A 22,285-nucleotide genomic window follows, 5' to 3' on the forward strand; every position below is an offset into this window, starting at 1 on the left:
GCGGCTGCGGACCTGTCAGGCATCGGCCTTCGTGTCCTCCAGTCGTGCCAGCAGGTAGCCGGTGAGCGCCGCCGGGGTCGGGTTGCCGAAGACGGCCGCGGGAGCCAGCGCGGTGCCGGTGCGGCCGCCGATCCGCCGGGACAGCTCGATCGCCAGCAGCGAGTCGAGGCCCAGCTCGAAGAACCCGCGCTGCGCGTCGACCGGCTCGGCCGGATCCAGTTCGAGCACCTGGGTCAACTGCGCGCGCACCAGGTCCAGTACGGTCCGCTCCCGCTCCTCGGGGCTCTGCCCGTGCAGCAGGTCCGTCCACCCGTTGTCGGCGCCCGCGCCCGACTCCGCCGTACGGGCGGCCGACCGGCGGCGCGAGCGGACCAGCCCGCGCAGCAGCGGCGGCACGGGACGGCCCGCCGCCGGCGCGGCCCACTGTTCGGGCCGGCCGGGCACCGGGAACGGCTCGCCGGAGCGCAGCGCCTCGGACACCGCCGACAGCGTCACGTCCGGGTCCGGCGCGCCACCGGCCTCGGCCTCGGTCACGGCCGCGGCGGGCAGCAGCACCGGGGCGCAGCCGGCCAGCCCGGCGGTACGGCGGCGGGCGACGATCGCCCGTGCGAAGCCGTCGGCCGCGGCGTTCGCCGGATGATGCGCCGGCCCCAGCAGGGCCGCCGCCGAGGTGACCACCAGGAACAGGGCGAGGCGGTCGTCGGCGGTGAGGTCGTCGAGGTGCCGCAGCGATCCGGTGCGCGCGGCGAGCACCTCGGTGAGCCGGTACGCGTCCAGTTCCGCCGGCCGGGTGTCGTCCGGCAGCCCCGCGGCGTGCACCACGCCGGTGAGCGGGTGATCGTCCGGGACGGCGTCCAGCAACCGTCGCAGCGCGTCCCGGTCGCCGGCATCGCAGGCCCGGACGGCCACCGACGCACCGAGTGCTTCGAGGTCGGTGGCGAGCGCCTCGGCGCCCTTGGTGTCGGGGCCGGTCCGGCCGGCGAGGACGAGGTGGCGCACCCCGTGCTCGGCGACCAGGTGCCGGGCCACCCGGGCGCCGGCCGTACCGGTGCCACCGACGATCACGACGGTGCCGTCCGGGTCGACGGTCGGGGCGGTCGGAGCGGTCGCGTCCGCCGCGTCCGCCGCGTCGACGGGTACCAACCGTGGAACGTACATCCGGCCCGCCCGCACGGCGGCCTGCGGCACGTCCGCGGCCAGGAGACGGCCGGGGACCGGCTCACCGGACTGCCCGGGCGAGGCGTCGGCGTCCTCGGGCGGGGCGTCCAGCAGCACGAAGCGTCCCGGGTACTCGGCCTGGATCGCGGCGAGCATCTCCCACACCGCCGCGGCGGCCGGGTCGGGCGCCCCGGGACCGGTGCCCCGGGGACCGGCCGGCACCGCGGAGCGGGTGCGCACCACCAGGTGGCGGCCCTCCAGGTCCGGCTCGTCCAGCCACGCCTGTGCGACGGCGAGCGCACGCCGGCAGGCGTCCTCGGGCTCCCGCCCGGCGCCCACCTCGAACACGGCGGCCACGGCCCCCGCGGTCGGCGGCTCGGCGGCGAGGGCGAACACGGCGCCGTCGCTGTCGACGGTGACGACCTCGACGGCGGTGCCGGCCTGCCCGTCGTCGAGCGGGACCCATTCGGTCCGCAGCGCACGGCCCCGCAAGCCGGCCGCCGCGACCGTCGCCGGGCCGGCCGTGACGCGGGCCGCGGTGAGGACCGGCAGGCCCGCGTGGTCGGCCGCTTCCAGACGCACGCCGTCGCCGGTCCGCCGCAGCCGGACCCGCAGCGCCGAGGCGCCGGACGCGTGCAGCACGACCTGCTCCCAGGCCGACGGGGTGTGCCCGGCAGGGAAGCCCGCCGCGTGCGCCGCGGCCTCCAGCAGCAGCGGGTGGACGCCGAAGCGGGCGGCCTCGTCGCGCTGGTCGGCGGGTACGGCCACCTCGGCGTAGGTGTCCTCGCCGCGCCGCCACACCGCGTGCAGGGCCGGCGGCACCGTGCCGCCGGTCGCCACGGACAGTTCGTCGGGACCGACGGGTTCGGCGCCCGCCGGCGGCCAGGGGGCCGGGTCCGGCTCGACCACGGCGGCCGTGGTCGTGGGCGACAGCACGCCCTGGGCGTGCAGGGTCCACACCGGTCGCCGCCGGTCCGTCGTCGCGGGCGCCGACCGTACGGTCACCGGGCGGCGGCCGTCGGCGTCGACGCCGTCGACGCCGATCTGCAGCCGCACCGCGTCGCCGGGGCCCAGTATCAGGGGCGCCCGCAGCTCCAGTCGGTCCAGGTTGCCGCAGTCGACCTCGTCCCCGACCCGGACGGCCAGCTCGACCCAGACCGAGCCGGGCACCTCGACCGGGGCGCCCTCGGTGCCGGCGGTGAGCCAGGGCTGGTCGTGCGCCGAGAGCCGGGAGAGGGCCATCAGCCCGTCCGACTGCGGCAGTTCGACCATCGCGGCGAGCAGCGGATGCTCGGTGCGGGACTGCCCGAGGGCGCCGGTGTCGGCCGTCGGCGCGCCGCGCAGCCAGTAGCGCCGGTGGTCGAAGGGATAGGTCGGCAGTGCGCGGCAGAGTTCCCGCCAGTCGGCCGGTTCGGCCGGCACCGTCGTCTCCCAGGAGACCGGCAGCCCGGCGGCGAAGGCCTCCGCGAAGGCTGTCGTCAACCGTTCCCGGCCGCCCTCGTGGCGCCGCAGGGTGGCGAGCACCGGCGTGGTCCGGCCGGTGTCCTGGATGATGTCGAGGAGGGACGGGACCAGCCCGGGGTGGGCGGAGACCTCGACCACGGCCCGCGCGTCGGCGCTCACGGCGCGGACGGCCGCGTCCAGTTCGACCGGTCGGCGCAGGTTGCGGAACCAGTAGGCGGCGTCCAGGAGTTCGTCCGGGCCGATCCAGCGGCCGTCGACGGTGGAGTAGAACCGGCAGCCCGGGACGAGGCCCTGCGCCGGTCGTTCCCCGATCCCGTCCAGGGCGGCCAGCATCGGCTCCCGGAGTTCGTCGACGAGGAACGAGTGGGAGGCGTAGTCGGCCCGGATCCTGCGGAACCAGAGTTGCCGGTCGGCCATGACGGCGGCCAGCTCCTCGATGGCGGCGCGTTCGCCGGAGACGGCCACGGTCGCCGGACCGTTCACCGCACCGATCTCCACCCGGCCCTGGTAGTCGGCGAGCATCTCCGTCATCCGGGCGCGGCCGACGCCGACGACGAGCATCGCACCGGTGGACGGCAGTTGTGCGGCCATGCGGGAGCGCAGCACGATCGCGCGCAGCCCGTCCTCCACCGACAGCAGACCCGCGACGCACGCCGCGGCGATCTCGCCCTGCGACGCGCCGAGCACCACGTCCGGCACCACGCCGGCGGATGCCCAGAGCCGGGCCAGGCCGGTCGTCATGACGAACGAGGCGGGCTGGATCACGTCCACCCGGGTCAGCTCGTTCTCTCCGCCGAGCGCCTGCTCCAGCGTCCAGTCGAGGTCGTACTCGGCGAGCAGCGCGTCGCATCGCCGCACCCAGGCCCGGAACTCGGGTGAGTGGTCCATCAGTTCGCGGCCCATGCCGATCCAGTGGCCGCCCTGGCCCGGGAAGACGAACACCACCTCGGTACCCGGTCCTGACGGTCCGCCGGCCGGCGCACGGTCGGTGCCGCCCGCGGCCAACGCCCGCAGTTCGTCGACGAGTTCGGCGCGGTCGGCCGCGATCACGGTGGCTCGTGTCCCGTGGTGCGCCCGCCCGTGGGCCAGGGCGGCGGCCAGCGTCGGCAGCGGCGCGGTGCCGCGCTCGGCGAAGTCGGCCAGCCGGGCCGCGAGCGCGGCCAGCCGGGCCGGGTTCACGGCCGTCAGGACGAACGGCAGGGGGGCGCCCTCGGCGGGGCTGCGCACCGGCTCGTCCGGGCGGCGCGGCGGCTCCTCCAGGATGAGGTGGGCGTTGGTGCCGCTGAGGCCGAAGGCGGACACGCCCGCGCGGCGGGTCCGGCCGGGTTGGGACGGCCACGGCCGGGCGTCGGTCAGCAGCCGGATCGTGCCGCTGGACCAGTCCACCTCGGGCGTGGGGGCGTCCACGTGCAAGGTGGCAGGCAGGGCCTGGTGACGCAGGGCCAGCACCATCTTGATCACGCTCGCCACGCCTGCGGCGGCCTGGGTGTGCCCGATGTTGGACTTCACCGAGCCGAGCCACAGCGGCTGCCCGGGGTCGCGCCGGCCGTAGGTGGCCAACAGCGCCTGGGCCTCGATCGGGTCGCCCAGCCGGGTGCCCGTTCCGTGTGCTTCCACGGCGTCCACGTCGGCGGGCGCCACCCCGGCGACCGCGAGGGCGCGCCGGATCACCCGTTGCTGCGCCGGTCCGTTGGGCGCGGTGAGCCCGTTGGAGGCGCCGTCCTGGCTGATCGCGGAACCGCGCACCACGGCGCTGACGGAGTGTGCGTGGGCGTGGGCGTCGGCCAGGCGTTCCAGCAGCACCACGCCGACGCCCTCGCCGTTGCCGGTGCCGTCGGCCGAGGCGGCGAACGCCTTGCAGCGGCCGTCGGTCGCGAGCCCGCCGTTCTTGGCGAACTCGACGTACGCGCCCGGCGTGGCCATCACGGTGACGCCGCCGACCACGGCCAGCGAGCACTCCCCGTTGCGCAGCGACTGGACGGCCAGGTGCATCGCGACGAGGGAGGAGGAGCAGGCGGTGTCCACGGACACGGCCGGGCCGGTGAAGCCGTACGCGTAGGACACCCGGCCGGAGACCACGGAGACCGCGCCGCCGGTGCCGCGCAGGCCGTCGGACTGCGCGTCGCCGCCGAACATGCCGTAGCCCTGGCCCATCACGCCGACGAACACGCCCACGTCGGTGCCACGCAGGGTGGCCGGGTCGAGGCCGCCGTCCTCCAGCGCCTCCCACACGACCTCCAGCAGCAGACGCTGCTGCGGGTCCATCGCCACCGCCTCGCGCGGGGAGATGCCGAAGAAGCCCGCGTCGAACTGCGCGGCGTCCGTCAGGAAGCTGCCGGCGTCCACCGGGACGGTGGACAGGTCCCAGCCGCGGTCGGTCGGGAACGGCGATCGTCCCTCGCCGCGGCGGACCAGCAGTTCCCAGAAGTCGTCCACTCCCCGCACCCCGCCCGCCAGCCGGCAGCCGAGTCCCACGACGGCGATGTCGTCGTGCGCTCCGCCGGCCACCACCGGTGCCGCCTCGGCGGGCGCGGCGGTGCCGGCCAGTTCGTCGCGCAGGAAGACTGCCAGCTGCCGGGGGGTCGGGTAGTCGTAGACCAGGGTGGCGGGCAGGGTCAGCCCGGTCGCGGCGGCCAGGCGGTTGCGCAGTTCCACCCCGCCGAGGGAGTCCATGCCGACGGCCTGGAAGGCGTTGTCCGGCTCGATGTCGTCGGCGGACCCGTGTCCCAGGACCAGGGCGGCCCGGGACCGGACCAGGGTCAGCAACCTCGCCTCCCGCTCGGCCGGGGACCGGCCGGCGAGCGCGGTGAGCAGATCGCCCGCGCCGGCCGTACCGCGGGCGCGGCGGCGCGCCCTGACGAGCTGCCGCAGCAGCGGCTGGACCGGGCCGCCGGAGGCCGCGTCGGCGCGGGCCGCGGCGAGATCCAGGGTGATCGGCACCAGGTGGGCCTCGCCGCTGTCGAGGGCGGCGTCGAGCAGGGCGAGCCCTTCCTCCGGGCGCAGCGGCAGCACGCCGCCGCGGCTCATCCGTGCCCGGTCCGCCGCGTCCAGGTGCCCGGTCATGCCGCCGGCCTGGTCCCACAGGCCCCAGGAGAGGGACACGCCCGGCCGGCCGGCCGCGCGGCGCGCCGTCATGAGCCCGTCCAGATAGGCGTTGGCGGCCGAGTAGTTGGCCTGTCCTGCGGAGCCGAGCAGGCCGGCGGCCGAGGAGAACGCCACGAACGCGGCGAGATCGCGGTCCCGGGTCAGCTCGTCCAGGTGCCGGGCGCCCTCGGCCTTCGGGCCGAGGACCGTGGCGAGGCGGGCCGGATCCATCGCGCCGAGCAGCCCGTCGTCGAGGACTCCGGCGGTGTGCACGACGGCGGTGAGCGGACGGGCGGCCGCAATGCCGGCGAGGAGCGCGGCCACGGCGTCGCGGTCCGAGACGTCGCAGGCGGCGACGGTCACCGTGGCGCCCAGTTCGGACAGTTCGGCCACGAGTTCCTCGGCGCCTTCGGCCGCCGGTCCGCTCCGGCCGGCCAGCAGCAGGTGCCGGACTCCCCGGGCGCGGACCAGGTGGCGGGCCACGAGGGCGCCGAGGGAGCCGGTGCCACCGGTGACCAGGACAGTGCCGTCGGGGTCCATGACGGGCTGCCCGGCGCTCTGCTCCGCGAGCGGTCCGGCGGGCGCCAGGCGGGGTACCAGGAGCGTGCCGCCGCGTACCGCCACCTGCGGTTCGCCGGTGGCCAGGGCCGTCGCGACCGCCGCCTCGGTGTCCGCCCCGGGATCGAGGTCGAGCAGCAGTATCCCTTCCGGCATCTCGGCCTGGGCGGCGCGGACCAGGCCCCAGACGGCGGCCGAGGGGACGTCGGTGACGGTGGTCGTGCCGGCGGGCACGGCACCGCGGGTCACGACGACGAGCTGGGCGTCGGCCGGAGCCTCGTGCTGCCAGGCCTGCAGCACGGCGAGCACGTCCGCGAGCAGCGGCTGCGTGTCGCGGCCGACGGCGACCTCGAGCACGGCGGTGGCCGGCAGGCCGTGCTGTGGTGCGTCGTGCCCGGTCTCCTCCGCGGTGGTCCGCGTGGGTCCGGCGGCCGGTGCGGCGATCCGCCCGGCGAACGCCGTCACGTCCGCGGGGCTCGCCACCGGAGCCGTCGCCGTCCGCCCGGTCGGCGCTGCGGACGGTTCCGCGGCGGTCCAGACGACTCGGTACGTCGCGTCCGCGGCGGCGCTGGTGCCGACGTCCTCCGGCCGGATCGGCGCCGCCGTCCAGGACCGGGCGGACAGGACCGGGGTCCCTGCCTCGTCGGTCGCCTCGAGGGCCCACCGGTGGTCGCCGAGCGGGGTCAGCCGGGCGCGCAGGCAGCGCGCGCCGCTCGCGTGCAGCACGACCTCCTCCCACACCGTGGCGGCCGTGGGGCCTGCCGTCACCGCGCGTGTCACGGCGTCCAGCAGGGCCGGCTCGAGGCCGAACTCCGCGGCGTCCCGCGGCTCGGTGTCGTCGTCGGGAAGCGCGACTTCTGCGTACGTGTCCTCGCCACGGCGCCACACGCCCAGCAGCCAGGGGTTCTCCGCGTGCGTCTCGACCGGCTCGGCCCCGGCCGGCGGCCATGCCCGCGGCTCCGGGTCGGGGGTGAGCGGCGTGCGGGCGGACAGCTCGCCGCTCGCGTGCCGGACCCAGGTGCCGGAACCGCCTCGGGCGCCGTGGATCGCGACCGGACGGCAGCCCCGCTCGTCGGCCGCGCCCACGGTGATCTCCACCCGTACCCCGGCGTCCGGCGGAACGACGAGCGGGGTCTCGACGGCGAGGCGCGCCACCACCGGGCAGCCGATCTCGTCGCCGGCCCGGACGGCCAGGTCCAGGAGCGCCGCGGTGCTCACCACGGTGACTCCGTGCATCCGGTGCTCGTCCAGCCACGGGTGGGTGGCCGACGACAGCCGGGCGGTGCCGACGAGCCCGCCGGTCTCCGGCACGGGGACGACGGCGGACAGCAGCGGGTGGTCGGCGGCCACCTGCCCGAGGCCGGTCGCGTCGGTGCGTCGGCCTGCCGTCTTCAGCCAGTAGTGCGTGCGGTCGAAGGCGTACGTCGGCAGCTCGACGACGGGCGCGCCGGCCGGGAGCAGTGTCTGCCAGTCGGCCGGCACACCTCGTACGAACAGCTCGGCGAGCGCGCCGATCGCGGTCCGTGCCTCGTCGTGTCCGTCGCGCAGCATCGGCGTGCACACCGGTTCGGCGCCCGAGGCGGCGGCCGTCTCCAGCATCGGCGCGGTCAGCGCCGCACCCGGCCCGATCTCGACGAACAGCTTTCCGCCCTGGCCGAGCGCGGCGGCCACGCCGTCGGCGAAGCGCACCGTGCGGCGTACGTGCTCGACCCAGTAGTCGGTGCTGGTCATGTCGCCGTCCTGGTGGGCGACGATGCGGATCCGCGCCGGCTGCCAGGTGACGTCGGCGATCGCCGCGCGGAACTCGGCGAGCATCGGTTCCATCCGGGCGGAGTGGAAGGCGTGGGAGACCGGGAGCCGCTTGACCTTGCGGCCCTGTGCGCGCAGCGCGTCGGCGGCGGCGAGCACCGCGTCCTCGTCGCCGGACAGCACCACCGAGGAGGGCTGGTTCACGGCGGCGACGCCGACACCGGAGCCGAGGAACGGGCGGACCTCGTCCTCGCCGGCGGCCACGGCGGCCATGGCGCCGCCGGCGGGCAGCGCCTGCATGAGCCGGCCGCGGGCGGCGACCACGGTCGCCGCGTCGTCCAGCGAGAGCATTCCGGCGACGTGCGCCGCCGTGAGCTCGCCGATGGAGTGGCCGAGCAGCAGCCGCGGGCGGACGCCCCACGACTCGGCCAGGCGGAACAGCGCGGTCTCGACAGCGAACAGCGCCGCCTGGGTGTAGACGGTGCGGTCCAGCAGTGCCGCCTGCGGGCTGTCCGGTTCGGCGAGGACGACGTCCCGTACGGAGGTGCCGACCGCGCCGAGGAGCCGTTCGTCCAGGCGGGCGCAGGCCTCGTCGAAGGCCGCCGCGTACACCGGGAAGCGGGCGTACAGCTCGCGTCCCATGCCGGGCCGCTGCGATCCCTGCCCCGGGAACACGAACACCACCGACGTGGCGGCGCCGGCCGCCGCCGTCCCGAGGGTGGCGCCGGGGACGGACTCACCGGCGGTGATCGCGTCGAGCCGCTCGACGAGGGTCTCCCGGTCCGCCGCGGCGACGACGGCCCGATGGGCGAGCAGGGCGCGGCCGTCGAGCAGGGTCCGCGCCGTGCCCGGCAGGGACAGCCCGGTCGCGACGGCCGCGCGCAGCCGCCGCGCCTGGCCTGCCAGGGCGACCGGGTTGTGCGCCGAGAGGACGAAGGGCAGTACGGCGTCGGCCCTGTCGGCCGGTGGCTCGGGTGCGGTGGCCGCGGTGTCGGGCACGGCCGGTTCGGCCGGGGCCTGTTCGAGGATCAGGTGCGCGTTGGTGCCGCTGATGCCGAAGGAGGAGATGCCGGCCCGGCGCGGCCTGCCGGTCTCGGGCCAGGGGCGTTCCTCGGTGAGCAGGGCGACGGTGCCCGCGGACCAGTCGACGTGCGGTGTCGGCTCGTCCACGAAGAGGGTCGCGGGCAGGACGCCGCGGTCCAGGGCCCCGACCATCTTGATCACCGAGGTCACGCCGGCCGCGGCCTGGGTGTGGCCGAGGTTGGACTTGACCGAGCCCAGCCACAGCGGCCGGTCGGGCGAGCGGTCCCGCCCGTAGGTGGCAATGATCGCCTCGGCCTCGCTCGGATCACCGAGCGTGGTGCCGGTGCCGTGCGCCTCCAGCGCGTCGACCTCGTCCGGTGCGACCCCGGCGGCTGCCAGCGCCGCGCGGATCACCCGCTGCTGCGACGGGCCGTTCGGTGCGGTGAGGCCGTTGGACGCGCCGTCCTGGTTCACCGCGGAGCCGCAGATCTTGGCGAGGACGCGGTGGCCGTTGCGCCGCGCGTCGGACAGCCGTTCCAGGAGGACGACGCCCACGCCCTCGGACAGCACGGTGCCGTCGGCCGCCGCGGCGAAGGCCTTGCAGCGGCCGTCCGCGGCCAGTCCGCGGGCGCGCGAGAAGCCGGTCACGCCGACCGGGGAGCCCATGACGGCGACGCCGCCGGCGAGGGCCAGTTCGCACTCGCCCTGGCGCAGCGCCTGCGCCGCGAGGTGGATCGCCACGAGGGACGAGGAGCAGGCGGTGTCCACGGTCATGGCCGGGCCCTCCAGCCCGAACACGTAGGACACCCGGCCGGAGGCGACGCTGCCCGCGGTGGCGGTCGTGGTGAAGCCCTCGAGTTCGGCGGGGACATCGGTCAGTGAGCCGAGGTAGTCGTGGATCGACATGCCGGTGTAGACGCCGACGCGTTCCCCGCGCAGCGACGTCGGGGCGATGCCGGTGCCCTCCAGCACCTGCCAGGTCGTCTCCAGCAGCAGCCGCTGCTGCGGGTCCATGGCCAGCGCCTCGCGCGGGGAGATCCCGAACAGGGCGGCGTCGAAGTGCCCGGCGTCCTCCAGGAATCCGCCCCGCCGGGTGTAGGCCGTGCCGGCGCGGTCGGGGTCGGAGTCGAACAGACCGTCGAGGTTCCATCCGCGGTCGTCCGGGAACTCCGAGATGCCGTCCCGGCCGTCGGTGACCAGCTGCCACAGCTCGGCGGGCGAGGTGACCCCGCCGGGCAGCCGGCACGCCATGCCGACGATCACGACGGGGTCGTCGTCCGTGGCCGCGGCCGGCGCGGCCGGGAGCACGGGTGCGACGGCGTCGGCCGTGTCGCCCACCTGGTCGAGCAGGTGCCGGGCGAGCGCACGAGGCGTGGGGTAGTCGAAGACGAGCGTGGCGGGCAGCTTGACGGCCGTGGCCGCGGACAGCCGGTTGCGCAGTTCGACGGCGGTCAGCGAGTCGAAGCCGATGTCGCCGAACCGCTCGGAGTCCAGGGCGGGGTCGGCCCCGCCCAGACCGAGGACGACCGACACCTCGGTGCGGATGAGGTCGAGCACCGACTCGGTCTGCTCCTCCTCGGAGAGTCCGGCGAGCCGGCGAGCCAGCGCGCCCGCGGCGCCTGCGCCGGCCCGGGCGGTCCGCCGCGGCGGACGCACGAGGGCACGGAACAGCGGGGGGACGGTCCCGTCCGCGGCCGCTTCGGCGCGTACGGCGTCGAGATCGAGCCGGATCGGTACGAGGAGCGGGTTGCCCGAACGGATGCCGAGGTCGAAGAGGGCGAGTGCCTCGGCCGTCGTCATCGGACGGACGCCGCCCCGGCTCATCCGGGTGCGGTCGACCTCGGCGAGCTGTCCCGTCATCCCGGTGACCGGGGTCCACAGCCCCCAGGCGAGGGACACGGCGGGCAGCCCCGCCGCCCGCCGGGCCGAGACGACCGCGTCGACGTAGGCGTTGGCCGCCGCGTAGTTGCCCTGGCCCGCCGAGCCGAAGACGCTCGCGGCCGAGGAGAACGCGGCGAAGACCTGGGGCGGCCGCTCGCGGGTCAGCTCGTCCAGCAGGGCCAGCGCGCCGGCCTTCGGCGCGAACACGCCGGCCATGCGGTGCGGGTCCAGGCCGGCCACGACGCCGTCGTCCAGGACACCGGCGGCGTGGACGACGCCGGTCAGCGGGTGCTCGGACGGGACGGAGGCGAGCAGCGCGGCGAGCGCGTCACGGTCCGACACGTCGCACGAGGCGACGACGACGGACGCCCCCCGCTCGGTCAGTTCGTCCACGAGCGCGGTCACGCCCTCGGCGTCCGCGCCGCGCCGGCTCGCCAGCACCAGGCGCCGCACCCCGTGCTCGTTCACCAGGTGCCGGGCCAGCAGCGCGCCGAGCACTCCGGTGCCGCCGGTGATCAGTACGGTGCCGTCCTCGGCGAACCCCATGGGCGCGTCGGGTTCGGTGAGCCGGGCGCGGCCGAGTCGCGGCGCGAGGACGGCGTCGTCGCGTACGGCTGTCTGCGGTTCGCCGGTCGCGAGGGCCGCCGCGATCGCCCGGTCCCGGTCGGCGCCGGGCTCGACGTCGACCAGGACGAACCGGCCGGGGTTCTCGGCCTGCGCCGCGCGCAGCAGTCCCCACACCGCGGCGCCGTCCGGGTCGGTGACGGGTCCGGGCGCCGGTACCGCGCCCCGGGTCGCCACGACCAGCGGCACCGATGCGAGGGCCGGCTCGTCGAGCCAGGCCTGGAGAACTCCGAGCACCCGGCCCAGCAGCGGCAGCGGCTCGTCCCCGGTGCGGGTACCGGCGTCGGCGGCAGCGGTGGGTGCGGTGAGGTCGAGAACGGCGCGGTCGGGCACCGGCTCGCCCAGATCCTCGGCGAGCGCCGTCCGCGCCACGTCACCGGAGGTGGCGACGACGATCTGGTCGCCCGCCGGCTGCCCGGCCACCGACGGCACGCGGTCCCAGTCGAGCTGCCAGAGCGTGTCGGGGGCCTGCCGGGCGGGCTCCGCGCTCAGGTCGGACATGGGCAGGGAGACCAGGGACTGCATGGTCAGGACCAGCGACCCGGTCTCGTCCGCGGCGTCGAAGGACAGCGCGTCCGGACCGCACGGCGCGACCCTGACGCGCAGTGCGCCGGCGCCCGCCGCGTGCAGTCGGACGCCGTTCCAGGCGAAGGGGAGGACGTTCCGGTCGTCGTCGCGCCGGTGGAAGGCGTTGGCGTGCAGCGCGGCGTCCAGGAGCGCGGGGTGGATACCGAACTTCTCGATGTCCTCGTGGTGTTCGGCGGGCAGCACGGCTTCGGCGAAGATCTCCTCGCCGCGCCGCCAGACGGCGGTCAGTCCGGCGAAGGCCGGCCCGTAGTCGTATCCGCGTGCGGCGAGGCGGGCGTAGAAGTCGTCGGTGTCCTCCCGGCGTGCGCCGGGCGGCGGCCACTGGCCGAAGTCGAATCCGCCGGCGTCGGCGTCGGCGTAGGAGTCGGCCAGCATGCCCGCCGCGTGGCGGGTCCAGCCGTCCCCGTCCCGGGAGCTGTACACCTCGACCGGGCGGCGGCCCGTCACGTCCGTGCCGCCGACCGCGACCTGGACCCGGACGGCGCCTTCGGCGGGGAGCACCAGGGGCGCCTCGATCACGAGTTCGTCGAGGGTTCCGTGGCCGAACTGGTCGCCGGCCCGGATGGCCAGGTCGACGTAGGCGGTTCCCGGCACCAGCACGACGTTCTGGATGCGGTGGCCGGCCAGCCAGGGGTGGGTGGCGAGCGACAGCCGGGAGGTGAAGACCAGGCCGTCGGTCTGCGGCAGTTCCACCACCGCGCCGAGGAGCGGGTGGTCGCTGGTCACCTGGCCCAGGGACTCGGCGCCGGCCCCGGTGCCGGGCATGCTGATCCAGTACCGCTGGTGGTCGAACGGGTAGGTGGGCAGCTCCACCGGGGCGGGCCCGCGTTCGGGCACGGCGGTGCTCCAGTCGACCGTCCCGCCGCGCACGAACACCTCGGCCATCGAGGCGAGCATCCGGTCCGTGCCGCCCTCGTCCCGGCGTGTGGAGCCGACCGCGAGGACGTCCGCGTCCAGTTCCTCGGCGATGTCGGTGAGGGCCGGTACCAGGACGGGGTGCGCTCCGAGTTCGACGAAGACCCGGTGGTCCTGAGCGATCAGCTCCCGGACGGCCGGATCGAACAGGACCGTCTGCCGCAGGTTGCGGTACCAGTAGTCGGCGTCGAGCCGGTCCTCCTCGCCGAGCCACCGGCTCTCGACCGTGGAGTAGAAGGGGACGCGCGGCGCCGAGGACACCAGCCCGCCGAGGTCGGCCTCCAGGCTGGGCCTGATGCTCTCGACGTAGTGGCTGTGCGAGGCGTAGTCGACGGGAATCCGGCGGAACCGGAAGTCCTGTGCGGCCGCGTGCGCGGTCAGTTCGTCCAGGGCGGCGCCCTCACCGGCCACGACCACCGTGGACGGCCCGTTGACCGCGGCGACCTGCAGCCGCTCGGCCCAGGGTTCGATCAGTGCGCGCACCTCGTCCACCGGCAGGCCGACGGAGGCCATCCCGCCGCCGCGCGGCAGCACTTCGGCGATGGCCTGGCTGCGCAGGGTCACGACCCGAGCGGCGTCGGCGAGGGACAGCGCGCCGGCCACGCAGGCCGCCGCGATCTCGCCCTGCGAGTGGCCGATCACCGCGTCCGGGACGACGCCCACGGACTTCCAGACCTCGGCCAGGGCGACCATCACCGCGAAGCACACGGGCTGGACGACGTCGACGCGCTCCAGCTCGGTGCCGTCGCCGCGGAGCACATCGGTCAGCGACCAGTCGACCCACGGCTCGAACGCCTCCTGGCAGTCGGCGATGCGGGCGGCGAAGACCGGGGAGGCGTCGAGCAGCTCGCGCCCCATGCCCGCCCACTGGGTGCCCTGCCCCGGGAACGCGAAGACGGTCTTGCCGGGCCCGCTCTGGCCGGCGGCGCCGGTGACCACGCCGGTGCCGGTGCGGCCTTCGGCCAGCAGCGCGAGTCCGGAGCGCAGTTCGTCCCGGGTGCGGGCGAGGAGCACGGCCCGATGGCTCATCAGCGCGCGGCCGGTCAGCAGGGCGTCGGCGAGGTCGCCGAGTGCGACTCCGTCGTCGAGGGGGCCGCCGAGCAGCCGGGCCTGGCCGGCCAGCGCCGTCGGAGTACGGGCCGAGACGATGAACGGAATCCTCTGCTTCCGCTCCGGCTCCGGCTCCGGCTCCGTCGGTGCGGGGACGGGGGCCTCGGTCCCCGGGGTGCCGGGCGCCTCCTCCAGGAGCATGTGGACGTTGGTCCCGCTCGCGCCGAACGAGGAGATGCCGCACCGGCGTGGCCGGCCGCTCTCCGGCCACTCGCGCCCCTCGGTGAGCAGCTCGACGGTTCCGGAGGACCAGTCGACCTGCGGGGTCGGGGCGTCCACATGCAGGGTCGCCGGCAGGTGGCGGTGGCGCAGCGCGAGCACGGTCTTGATCACGGCCGCCACCCCGGAGGCGGCCTGGGTGTGGCCGAGGACGGACTTGACCGAGCCGAGGAGCAGCGGCCGTTTCGGATCGCGGCCCTGCCCGTACGTGGCGATGAGCGCCTGCGCCTCGATCGGGTCGCCCAGGGTGGTGCCGGTGCCGTGGGCCTCGACGGCGTCGATGTCGTCGGTGGACAGACCCGCGGCGGCCAGTGCGCTGCGGATGACGCGTTGTTGCGAGGGCCCGTTGGGGGCGGTCAGCCCGTTGGAGGCGCCGTCGGAGTTCACGGCCGAGCCGCGGATCACGGCGAGGATCCGATGTCCGTTGCGCTCCGCGTCGGAGAGCCGTTCCAGCAGCACGACGCCGACGCCCTCGGCCCAGCTGCTGCCGTCCGCGGCGGCGGCGAAGGACTTGCACCGTCCGTCGAAGGCGAGGCCGCGCTGGCGCGCGAAACCGACGAAGCCGCCCGGGGTGGCCATCACGGTGGCCCCGCCGGCGAGGGCCAGCGTGCACTCGCCGCGGCGCAGCGCCTGGGTCGCCAGGTGGATGGCGACCAGCGACGAGGAGCACATGGTGTCGACGGTGACGGCCGGGCCCTCCAGCCCGAGGCAGTAGGACACCCTGCCGGAGGTGATGCCGCCGGCGCTGCCGAGCGCGCGCTCCAGGCTGAGGAAGTCCTCCGCTCCGGGGAGGTCGGGCGCGTAGTCCTGGTGCACGATGCCGGCGTAGACGCCGGTGTCGGAGCCGCGCAGGCTCTGCGGGTCGATTCCCGACCGCTCCAGCGTCTCCCAGCAGACCTCCAGGAGTTGCCGCTGCTGGGGGTCCATCGCCATGGCCTCTTGCGGGGAGATCCCGAAGAACCGCGCGTCGAACTGAGCGGCGTCGTGGAGGAAGGCGCCCCGGTTCACATAGGTCGTGCCGGGGGTGTCCGGGTCGGGGTCGTAGAGCCCTTCGAGATCCCAGCCGCGGTCGTCCGGGAACGGCGTGTACACGTCCCTGCCCTCGGACACGACCTTCCAGAAGTCCTCCGGGCCGGCGATCCCGCCCGCGAAGCGGCAGCCGATCGACACGACGGCGATCGGCTCGGAGGCGGCGGCGAGCAACTGGGAGTTCTTCTGCCGGAGGCGCGCGGTCTCCTTGACCGATGCGCGCAGAGCCTTTACGAGATCCTGTTCCGGCGTGCTCAAGTCCGTCCTCCAGGCTTGTCGAATCGAACGCGTCGGGGCGTCGAGGCGTTTCACGCCGATCGACGGCGCCCCGTGCCGCCGGTGCCGCGGATACCGCGGGTCGGCCGAAGTCCCCGGCCGACGGGGGTGGTTACCGCCGCTCCGGGAGCGAGCGGGTCGGTCTGCGGGCGCGGCCGGCGCCGTGGTGGCGGTCGGCCGCTACTGCGCCGGCCGCACCGGGCGGGGGCCCGCCACGACCGTGACCGGCAGGTGCACCGGTCCGAAGAACAGCACGGACGGCCGCCACCGCGGCGCCCCGGCGGGGCGCAGCGCGGGCCCCCGGTGCAGCGCCCCGCACACGGTCTCGACCAGGAGCTTCGCCAGCGCCGCGCCGAGGCAGTAGTGGATTCCGGAGCCGAACGCCAGGGAGGCGGTCTCGGGGCGTTCGATGTCGAACTCCTCCGGCCGGCCGAACGCCTCCGGGTCACGGTTCGCCCCGGCAAGGAGCAGCACCACGACCGAGCCCGCGGCGACCGGCACCCCGCGGATCTCGGTGTCGCGCGTCGCGTAGCGGCGGGTGATGTGGTAGCCGCCGCAGTGGCGGAACGCCTCGGCGGCAGCCCGTTCGGCCTGCGTCGGGTCGGCCGAGAGCCGCTCCAGCTGGTCGGGGTGGGTCAGCAGGGTGTGCATGATGTTGCCGAGGGTGTCACTCAGGGTCGTCACGCCGGCCCCGAAGACCGGGAGCACCGCGAGCGCCAGCTCACGGTCGGTCAACTGCTCGGGGTTGCCCGCCTGTTCCGCCAAGCAGGCGCTGACGAGGTCGTCGCCGGGCTCGTTGCGCTTGCGGGCGATCAACTCGGTGAAGAAGGCCGCGAGTTCGGCGGCGGCCGTGTCCGCCCGTTCGCTCATGGCCGCCCGGGCCGCCTCGTCCGCGGCGGGGTCGGGTGCCGGGACCGCTTCGTTCAGCAGCGTCCAGCAGCGGGGGCGTTCACTCGCGGGGATGCCCAGCAGGCCGCCGAGCAGCGTCAGGCTCAAGGGAACGGAGACGAGTTCCTGGAAGTCGGCGACGTGGCCGGGCGGGACGGCGGCGAGCCGGTCGAGCGCGCGCAGCACCTCCTTCTCCGCCAACGGGCGCAGCCTCTGCAGCCGGCGGGCGGTGAACCCCCGCGAGAGCTGCCGCCGCAGCCTGGTGTGGTCCGGCGGGTTGCGGAAGAACAGCGACGAGAGGAACTGCTCCTGGCCCGGCGACGGCCGCCATCCGGGGATGTTGGCCGCCATCCAGTCGTTGTCGACGACCCGGAAGGTCTCCTGGTCGCCCAGGACCTGCCGGCAGTCCGCGTGCCGCGACAGGAGGGTCATGCCCGTCCGTTCGCTGCGGTGGACGTCGGCGAGTTCACGCAGCCGGAGGTAGTGGGCGAAGGGGTCGTCGCTCGTGCCCGGCGCCAGCACGAACCGCACCAGCTCCTCGATGTCCTGCCCGGTCGTCATGGCGCTCCCTCGTCGGTGTCGTCGGGCTGTCGCCGGTTCTCAGGCCGTGCGCCGGGCGATCCAGACACCGTCGCGTACCGGCAGGATCACGCCGTCGAAGTCGGGGTCCTCGGCGAGCGCCCTGTTCATGTTCCGCACGCCGATCAGCTCGTTGGAGTGCTCGGCCGTCTCCCCGGCGACGACGCCGCCGCCGCAGAAGGCGTTGTCGATCATGAGGAAGCCGTTCACCTCGAGATGCGCCTTCGACAGTGCGAGCAGCTCGGTGGCGAGCGAGGGGTCGCTGCCGAAGTACCGGTGCTTCATGATGTCCTGGAAGATCAGGTCGTAGGCACCGAGCTCGGGGATCAGCTCGAAGGCGTCGCCGACGAGGATCTCGATCCGGTCGGCCATGCCTGCGCGGTCGATGAAGTCCGCGGCACGTGCGGCCCGTTCGGGGTCGAGTTCGATGCTGGTGACCTTGCCGCCCTCGGGCAGCGCGTACGCCAGCCACAGGGCCGAGTAGCCGATCGCGGTGCCGATGTCGAGCACGCGCGTGACGGCTTCGCCGCGCAGCGCGGTGAGCGTCCGGACGATCGCGCCTTCGAGCCGCCCGATGACCGGGATGCCCTCGTCCCTCGCGACCTTCTCCATCTCCAGCATGACGGTGTCCAGCCGCTCGGGCAGCGGCGCCTGGCGGACCAGGGCGGTGGCGAAGATCTCCCGCTGGTCGGTGCTGTCCTGCGGGACGATGGGCAACGATGTGTTGATCACGAATGTATTCCGTTCTGCTGGGTCCGGTCGCCGGTCGCGGTGAGCGAAGCCGGCCGCAGGTCACGCCAGTTCTGCTCGACGTGGAGGAGACAGTCGGTGCGGGCGGCGGGTCCGGACACGACCTGCCAGCCCTCGGGTACGGCGAGATACGCCGGCCAGAGGGAGTACTGCAGTTCCGCGTTGCGCAGCACCAGACAGTCCGCGTCGTCGTCTTCGAACACAGGGGACACGCCGTGCTCCTCGGTCATGGGGACAGACCCGCCGGATCGGCTTCGAACGCGACGGGAAGGGTGTTCATGCCGTGCAGGATGCTGGAGTAGATCCAGGTCTCGGGTGCCGTCTGCCGCACGCCGGACACCGTCCGGCGCAGGCTGTCGAGCACGGCCTCGATCTCGGCCCGGGCAAGGTAGTGGCCGAGGCAGTAGTGCGCGCCGAAGGCGAAGGTCAGGTGCTTGTTCGGCGCGCGGGTGAGGTCGAAGCGGTCGGGGTCCGGGAAGGCGTCGCCGTCCCGGTTGGCCGAGGCGATCCAGGCGCTGACGATCTCGCCCGCCCGGATCAGCTGTCCGTTCACCTCGACGTCGGCGGTGGCCGTCCGGCCGCCGTGCAGCGAGGGCACGGTCCAGCGCAGGACCTCGTCGGCGGCCTTCTGCAGGTTCAGGGCGCCGCCCTTGAGCGCGTCCCACTGCTCCGGGTTCTCGATCAGCGCCAGCAGGCCGCCGGAGATGGCGTGCCGGCCGGTCTCGTCGCCGCCGATCATCAGGCCGTAGCAGTTGGCCATCAGCTCGGCGTCGCTGAGCGGCTCCCCGTCGATGCGGCAGTTGGCGAGCAGGCTCACCACGTCGTCGCCGTCACCGCCGCGCCGGGTCCGCGCCAGGTCGGCGAAGTAGAGCAGGATCTCGCTCTTCGCGGTCCAGGAGTCCTCCGGCGGGGCGTCCGCGTGCTCGGAACTCCAGGCCTGCGAGGTGAGGCCGAGCAGGTACTGCCGGTCACCCTTCGGCACGTCGAGCAGGTCGCACACCGCGCCGAGCGGGATGTTCGCGGAGACGTCCCGGACGAAGTCGCATTCGCCCTTGGCGACGGCCGCGGCCATGAGTTCGTCCACCGTGCGGCGGACGCCGTCCCGGATGGCGGCGAGTACCCGTGGGGAGAACGCCCTCGTCAGGATCGTGCGGATCTGCTGGTGGCGCAGTCCGTCGGTCACCGCGAGCATCGTCCCCGCGGCCGCGTCCCCTCCGGTGAGCAGGGTCGGCAGGCCGTTGCCGTGCTCGGTGGTGAACTCCCGGCCGCGGTAGACCTCCACCGCGTCGGCGTACCGGGTGATCACCCAGAACGCCGGCTGCGAGCCGCGCGCCGGCTGGCGGTGGAAGGGGCGCTCGGCCCGCAGCCGCCGCCACACCTCGGTCAGGTCGTGTTCGGCGTGCAACCGGGCGTCGGCGAGGTCCAGTCCGTCCAGTTCGTCGGGGGAGACCAGGGGCAGCGCCGTCATCGGCTGCCGCCCTGCGTGGGGGTGGCGACCGCGGCGAGCGCGCGGACCGTCGGGTTGTTGATGATCTCCTTGGGCGAGACGGCGAAACCGGCGGCGCGGGCCCGCTGGATCACGCTGATGGCGAGCATGCTGTCGCCGCCGAGGGCGAAGAAGTTGCCGTCGACGTCCACCGAGGCGGCACCGAGCAGCTCTCCGAAGATCGTGCAGAACACCTCTTCGGCGGGGGTGCGCGGCGCACGGCCGCCGCTCGCCGGCACGGCGGCCCGGGGCGCCGGGAGCGCCGACCGGTCGAGCTTGCCGCCCGGGGTGACCGGGAAGCCGTCCAGCACGACGAGGGCGGCGGGCACCATGTGGTCGGGCAGGAACCGGGACGCGTGCTCCCGCAGGTCGGCCACGTCGAGCGTCACACCGTCCTGCGGCGTGACGTACCCGACGAGCACGTCGCGCTCCCCGTCCTCGCCCCGGACCACGGCCGCCGCGTGCACGACGCCCGGGCAGTCCGCCAGGACCGCCTCGACCTCGCCGAGTTCGATCCGGAAGCCGCGCAGCTTCACCTGGTCGTCGACGCGGCCGTGGAAGGCCAGCGTGCCGTCCGGCCGCCAGGAGACCAGGTCACCGGTCCGGTACATGCGGGAACCGGGCGGCCCGAACGGGTCGGCCACGAACCGCTCCGCGGTGAGCCCCGGACGCCCGAGGTATCCCCGCGCCAGCCCGTCGCCCGCCACGTACAGCTCGCCGGGCACACCCGGCGGCAGCGGCTGGAGTCCCTTGCCGAGCACGTAGACCGAGGCGCCGGCGATCGGCCGTCCGATCGACGGCGTGCCGGCCCCGGTCAGCGGTCCGCTGCAGGTGGCGCAGACGGTGACCTCGGTCGGGCCGTACGCGTTGACCATCCGGCGCCCCGGGGACCAGCGTGCGACCAGGTCGGCCGAGCAGGCCTCCCCCGCGGTCATCAGGCCCCGGACCCCGGCCAGTTGCTCCGGCTCCACGCTCGCGGCGGCCACCGGCGGCAGCAGCAGACGCGTCACGCCGTACTCGGTGATCACCTCGGCGAGGGCGTCCCCGGCGAGCGGGACGTCCGGCGGTATGACCAGCGCGGCACCCACGTGGTACGCGCCGAGCAGTTCCGCGACGAACGCGTCGAAGCTCGGCGACGCGAACTGCAGGAGCCTGCTGTCGGCGTCCAGCCCCATGCCCTCGGCCATGGTGGTGGCCAGATCGACGAGTCCGGCATGGGGCACGACGACGCCCTTGGGCCGTCCCGTGGTGCCGGAGGTGTAGATGACGTAGGCGGCTTCGGCCTGCGCGGGAACCGGGTACGGGTACTCCGTCGCGTCCGTCCCGGCGCCCCCGCACACCGCCTCCCGTACCTCCGGCCGGTCCAGGAGCAGGGATTGCGGCAGGTCCGCGAGACCGGTGGTGGAGTACGCGCAGACGAGCGACGGCGCGGCGTCCTCGAGCATGAACGCGATCCGCTCGGCGGGGTAGCCGGGGTCCACCGGCACGAACGCGGCTCCGGTCCGGGCCACGGCCAGTACGGCGACGACGAGGTCGACCGACCGGGGCAGCGCCAGCGCGACCAGCCGTCCGGGCTCCGCTCCGCGGTCGGCGAGCAGCCGGGCGAGCCGGTCCGCACGCCGGCCGAGTTCGGCGAAGGTGAGGGTCTCGGCCGCCGACAGGAGCGCGGTCGCGTCCGGGGTCCGGACGACGGGGCGGCGCAGCAGTTCGAAGAGCGTGCGGGGTGGTGCCGGTGTGCCGGTGTCGTTCCACTCCTGGAGCACGCGCCGCCGCTCCGCCGCAGGCAGCAGGTCGACCCCACCGACGCGCTGGGTCGGGTCCTTCTCCACGGCGCCGAACAGCCGGGTCAGCACCTCCAGCATCCGTTCGACGTCGGCGCGCTCCAGCAGGTCCGGCCGGAAGTCCAGGTCCAGCCGCAGCCGCTCGCCCGTCCCGCGCACCCGGAAGGCGAGCGCACCGGGCGCCTGCGGCCGTTGCTCCACGGCCACCACCCGGATGTCGGCCACCGACGCCGGCTCGCCGCAGTCGACCGACACCAGTGTGTCGAAGATGCCGTCGACCGCGCGGGGCGCCAGGACGCCGGTGAGCCGGGACTGTTCGTCGGCCAGCCGGAAGAACACGTCGAGCAGCGCGTCCCCCGCGGGGGCCCGCACCACCACCGGCCTCGGCTCGGCCAGCCGGCCGGCCATGATGTCGATCCCGAGGAAGCGCGGCCGGGCCGCGACCCCGATCACGACGTCGTCCCGGCCGGTCAGCCAGCCCAGCAGGATGCCGAACACGCCCTGCGCGACCGTCTCGAACGCCAGCCCGTGGTCGTGGGCCATCCGCAGCAGGCCGCTGCCGACCTCCGCGGACAGCTCACCGCGGACCCGTTCGACCGGGCCCGGCCGTACGGGGGACGCCCGGCCGCCCACCAGGGTCGGCTCGGCCTCGGCGAGGTGGGTCGACCAGACCAGGTCGGCCGCTTCGCGGTCCTGAACGGCCAGCCAGCCGGCGTAGTCGGCGTGGCTCGGCACCCGCGGCAGGTCACCGTTGCCTCCGCCGTACACGGTGAGCAGTTCGTCGATGAGCACACGGTGCGACTGCGTGTCGACGGCCGCCGGGGCGCTGCTCAGCCGGAGCCGGTGCCGTTCGGGGCCGAGGCGGGCGAGCAGCAGCCGCAGCGGGACCGCGGGGCCCTCGTCCTCCTCGGCGTCGAGCCGGTCCAGTTCGGCGTCGCGCCGGGGCCCGTCCACGGTGCCCAGGTCGATGTCGCGCCAGGGCAGTTCCGCGTCCGGCGCCGACCGCAGGTGCGGGTGGCGCCGCGCCAGTTCGGCGACGGCCCGCCGCAGCGCGGCGCCGTCCAGGGGGCCGTCGACGTCGACCAGCGTGACCACGTGGGCGGGGAGTGTCGCTCGCACCATG

6 protein-coding genes are annotated in these 22,285 nt (G+C 75.2%); all 6 read right to left on the reverse strand.

Going from position 1 to position 22,285, the window contains the following annotated elements; genetic code table 11:
- Positions 1 to 15: 15 nt before the first annotated feature.
- Positions 16 to 15,660 (reverse strand): SDR family NAD(P)-dependent oxidoreductase, encoded by a 15,645-nt coding sequence (locus ABT070_RS09930; RefSeq protein ID WP_351757235.1) that lies wholly within the window; start codon positions 15,658 to 15,660, stop codon positions 16 to 18.
- Positions 15,661 to 15,858: 198 nt separating this feature from the next.
- A complete protein-coding gene (locus tag ABT070_RS09935; protein WP_351757238.1) occupies positions 15,859 to 17,127 on the reverse strand; it encodes a cytochrome P450 in 1,269 nt (422 codons plus the stop codon).
- Between the two features lie 39 nt (positions 17,128 to 17,166).
- The gene (locus ABT070_RS09940) at positions 17,167 to 17,877 is read right to left on the reverse strand and encodes an O-methyltransferase (RefSeq protein ID WP_351757241.1); all 711 of its coding nucleotides are present in this window, start codon (positions 17,875 to 17,877) and stop codon (positions 17,167 to 17,169) included.
- Positions 17,874 to 18,107 (reverse strand): MbtH family protein, encoded by a 234-nt coding sequence (locus ABT070_RS09945; protein WP_351757244.1) that lies wholly within the window; start codon positions 18,105 to 18,107, stop codon positions 17,874 to 17,876. The genes ABT070_RS09940 and ABT070_RS09945 overlap by 4 nt, the downstream gene beginning before the upstream one ends.
- A 14-nt stretch (positions 18,108 to 18,121) precedes the next feature.
- Positions 18,122 to 19,363 carry a cytochrome P450 gene (locus ABT070_RS09950; RefSeq protein WP_351757246.1) on the reverse strand — a complete coding sequence of 414 codons (1,242 nt, stop codon included), beginning with the start codon at positions 19,361 to 19,363 and terminating at the stop codon, positions 18,122 to 18,124.
- Positions 19,360 to 22,284: a non-ribosomal peptide synthetase gene (locus ABT070_RS09955; RefSeq protein WP_351757249.1), complete on the reverse strand. Its 2,925-nt coding sequence runs from the start codon at positions 22,282 to 22,284 to the stop codon at positions 19,360 to 19,362. The genes ABT070_RS09950 and ABT070_RS09955 overlap by 4 nt, the downstream gene beginning before the upstream one ends.
- Position 22,285 lies beyond the last annotated feature (1 nt).

Origin of the sequence: Streptomyces sp. NPDC002884, from assembly GCF_040295245.1 — a bacterium.
Taxonomy (GTDB): domain Bacteria; phylum Actinomycetota; class Actinomycetes; order Streptomycetales; family Streptomycetaceae; genus Streptomyces.